The following is a 3097-nucleotide window of genomic DNA, read 5'->3' as shown; positions in this document are numbered from 1 at the left end:
CTTCGCATGAGTTAGTCCCTCGACTCGGATCGCGCAATAGCATTTAGCTTCCCTCCTCAGCCTGATTCGGCATTCAGCTGGGCCATAACGCTTTCCGGAAACCCGTCTAGAAGTACAGCGTCCAATTCATCGTAAGAAAGCGGAAGGATATGACTGTAGGCCATATCGCCGCGAGTCATGATGAAATACGCGTTGGAGTTGTTCCTCAGCACATACTTGACCGTGCGGTAGCTCTCAATGTACATGTTCACCAACGGATCAAGACCCGCGTCGTCCCATCGCCAGCTTATCGGTTCCATTCGGCAATCAATCCGGAGCGACTCTGCGATATTATAGATTATGAACTTTCCGGCGTCTTGGATTCGCGCAAAGTTTCCCTGAGAAGTTTCAACCGGGGTCACGCTCCGCTCGGTGGATGCACGCAGGCACCGATAACGCCCGTCAGCACTGCCCTCAAGTATGAAAGCCCACCAATCTGGGTATGGGTATCCAAACCGAAAATGCAAGCGGCCGCTTTCCAGATCCGCTTCATCGGGCGCCGCCTTGCCTGCATAGCCGTATATTCTTCGCCATCTGCTATACCGGCCTATCAACTCAACAATATCAGGATCACCCTCTTTAAGAATTGGCATCTGGCTCCTTTGTTGGTGTAGTGAATATGCGGATCACTCCGGCCGATCTATTTCTTTGAGAAGCCGTGCTTTAATAAGCTCCTCGACCGGCACCGGGCGTCGGGTCGATTGGTCGAGGACAATCCACTGCTCCCCACCGCCCGGCTGCCCGAACACTTCCTTGGCTGGGCCGTGCTGTACCACCCAGTTGTCCTTGCCCAGAGGTATTGGCCTACCCGTGCCTTCGAATACGTGATACTGCGTCGCCAGCCCAGGAGGGGTTGCACGTTGGGCTAATGGGGTTCCCTCCGGCGACAGGTAGCCGCCGGCGTTTGAGCCTAGGCGATCGAGTCGAAGCTCGCTCGGAAAGTGATTGGTCTCCAACGGTTCGCCTAGAAATCCATTATTGGGTGCTTGGCCGTCCCAATCCCACCATGTTTCGCCGCTCGAGCCCTGAATCGTGAATTCCCACTCAAATTCCTGCAAGGTCCGTCCAGCGCGCGGTTCGTATTCATCGAGCACGTTGGTGGCTCAGAATCTACTTCTAGCCGCCGCAACTGGGTCGACACTGGGTCAGAGCCGGTATAGCAACCAAGAACTTGCTATTATCGCGCCCTAAGTTATCTCGGATTTGCTGGTAACCGGTTAGTGACACTTTCAGGGAAGCCCTCGAGCAGCGCAACATCTAGCTGATCGTACGATAATCTAAGAATGTGATGGTACGGTTGGATACCACCGGAATACGCGATCAGGTATGCCTTGGCGTCGCTACGCAGTTCGTACTTCGCCTGCTTATCAGATAAGAAGATCTTGTTTACTTCAGGGTCCAAACCCGCGTCTCGCCACTTTTTTTCTAACGAATCAAGTCCGAGAGAAACTCGAAGCAGATCGGCAATCTCGTAAACGATGTACTTGCCCGCATCTTGTATTCGCGAAAAAACCGCGCGTGAGGTTTCAAGGGGAATGTTGCGGCGTTCGGTCGATGCGTGTAGCACGTGATACTGTCCTTCCGGATCGCGTTCGAGTATATACGCTGACCAATCTGGATACGGGTACCCGTCACTAAAGTAAAGTCGATCGTTCTGCCAATCAGGTTCATTTGGCTCCGCCTGCCCCGCGTAGTAATAGATCCGCCGCCACTCATTATAGCGCCTGATCAATTCCGCGATGTCTTTTTCATTAATATGTCGCATTTTCCTCTTCCGGTCGCTAAATCTGTCACTCAGTTAATCAACGGGCCATGAACGAGCCAGAGATTAATCTGATCTAAGCAACTCGATTATCATTTCGCTTCTCTTTAGCTCGGCAACCGATACAGGTTCGCCAGTCGCTCGGTCGATGACGACCCACTGCTCCCCACCGCCAGGTTGCCCGAATGCGCTTTTAGCACGGCCATGTAGTACTAGCCAATTCTTATCAGGTGGAACTGGGTTCCCGGTGCCCTGGAACACATGGTATTGCGCCGCTAGCCCGGGTGGGGTTGCACGTTCGGCCAGTGGGGTTCCTTCGGGTGACAGGTAACCACCACCGTTTGGACCTAGTCGATCAAGTCCAAGGCCGCTCGGAAAATGATCGGTCTCCATCGGATCTCCTGCAAATCCATTGTTGGGAGCTTGAGTGTCCCAATCCCACACAATCTCTCCTTTCTTGCCTCGAGCCGTGAATTCCCCCTCAAATTCTTCCAAGGTCCGTCCGGCTAGAGGTTTGTAGCCATCGAGTACGTTGGCCGGAACTCCCCCGTCAGCCAAGCGCGTGATTTCCGCACCAGGATGCTCCAGTACGCGCAGCGCATCGCCGGCAGGAAACGAATAATCGAGTCCCGGAACCTTGGTAGGGACTTGTAGCCCTTGAGCACGATCCGCGACGTAGTGCGTTTCGCCGACGGTGCGATCCTCCTCAGGAGCGATTCCATGTCTGAGTGTGTCGTCAGCGCCCAGTTCTTGGCCCCATTGCCGGTCACCAGGCCCGAAATTTCCGGTGGCGTCACCAGGCCCGCGCGTGCCACCTGCTCTCGGCGATGGTTCGGGCGGGAGACTGTTCGATACAGCACGGTCAGCGAGCATGTGTGGCACATCACCACGCGGTGCTGGTGGTTCGGCGGGGCTAACGGAGGCGGTGAGTCGGGGGGCCAAGGCACGCGACGCCGCGGGTGTGGACGGCCCAGAAGTCGCGGGCGCCAGTTCAGTGGACGTTCCGGCCGGCGACGCCGAAGCCGACGTATGTTCAGCCGGGCGCGGAGTGCTCGACGGCATGTGCTCACCCGTTGCTGTTACAGGACGCGGTTCGGCAGGCGGTGCCGGATCGCCCGGACCGACCGGCACCTCGGTCCGCCCCTGGGCTGCCGAACCCGCCGGCGCAGTCGGCGATTCAGTTCGTATGTTGCCCGGCGGCGCGGATTCGGCTGGACGCGTCGACTGCCCAACCGGTACCTGCGGCGGCTTGTCCGGCAAGGCTACCGGGCTCCCGCTGGGTTGCGGATCGGTCTT

General features: G+C 56.9%; 5 protein-coding genes and 1 pseudogene. 1 reads left to right on the top strand and 5 read right to left on the bottom strand.

Annotated elements, in window-relative coordinates:
* Positions 1 to 56: 56 nt before the first annotated feature.
* From F0Q45_RS25125 to F0Q45_RS29720, 5 genes are all read right to left on the bottom strand, one after another.
* On the bottom strand, positions 57 to 632 hold the full coding sequence (locus F0Q45_RS25125; RefSeq protein WP_149656462.1) for a hypothetical protein: 576 nt from the start codon (positions 630 to 632) through the stop codon (positions 57 to 59).
* A 33-nt stretch (positions 633 to 665) separates the two neighbouring features.
* On the bottom strand, positions 666 to 1133 hold the full coding sequence (locus F0Q45_RS25120; protein ID WP_149656461.1) for a TNT domain-containing protein: 468 nt from the start codon (positions 1131 to 1133) through the stop codon (positions 666 to 668).
* A gap of 98 nt (positions 1134 to 1231) precedes the next feature.
* The gene (locus F0Q45_RS25115; RefSeq protein WP_149656460.1) at positions 1232 to 1804 is read right to left on the bottom strand and encodes a hypothetical protein; all 573 of its coding nucleotides are present in this window, start codon (positions 1802 to 1804) and stop codon (positions 1232 to 1234) included.
* 63 nt (positions 1805 to 1867) lie between these two features.
* Positions 1868 to 2194, bottom strand: a complete 327-nt coding sequence (locus tag F0Q45_RS30380; RefSeq protein WP_373425089.1) for a TNT domain-containing protein — start codon at positions 2192 to 2194, stop codon at positions 1868 to 1870.
* 113 nt (positions 2195 to 2307) lie between these two features.
* Positions 2308 to 2661: a hypothetical protein gene (locus F0Q45_RS29720; protein WP_262491172.1), complete on the bottom strand. Its 354-nt coding sequence runs from the start codon at positions 2659 to 2661 to the stop codon at positions 2308 to 2310.
* A gap of 65 nt (positions 2662 to 2726) precedes the next feature.
* On the opposite strand from F0Q45_RS29720, the pseudogene F0Q45_RS28775 reads away from it, so the two are divergent.
* A pseudogene (locus F0Q45_RS28775) lies at positions 2727 to 3097 on the top strand (hypothetical protein); the annotation flags it as partial.

Source organism: Mycobacterium simiae, from assembly GCF_008370645.1.
In the GTDB taxonomy this organism is placed as follows: domain Bacteria; phylum Actinomycetota; class Actinomycetes; order Mycobacteriales; family Mycobacteriaceae; genus Mycobacterium; species Mycobacterium simiae_A.
This window is presented reverse-complemented; position numbering and strand designations above follow the sequence as displayed.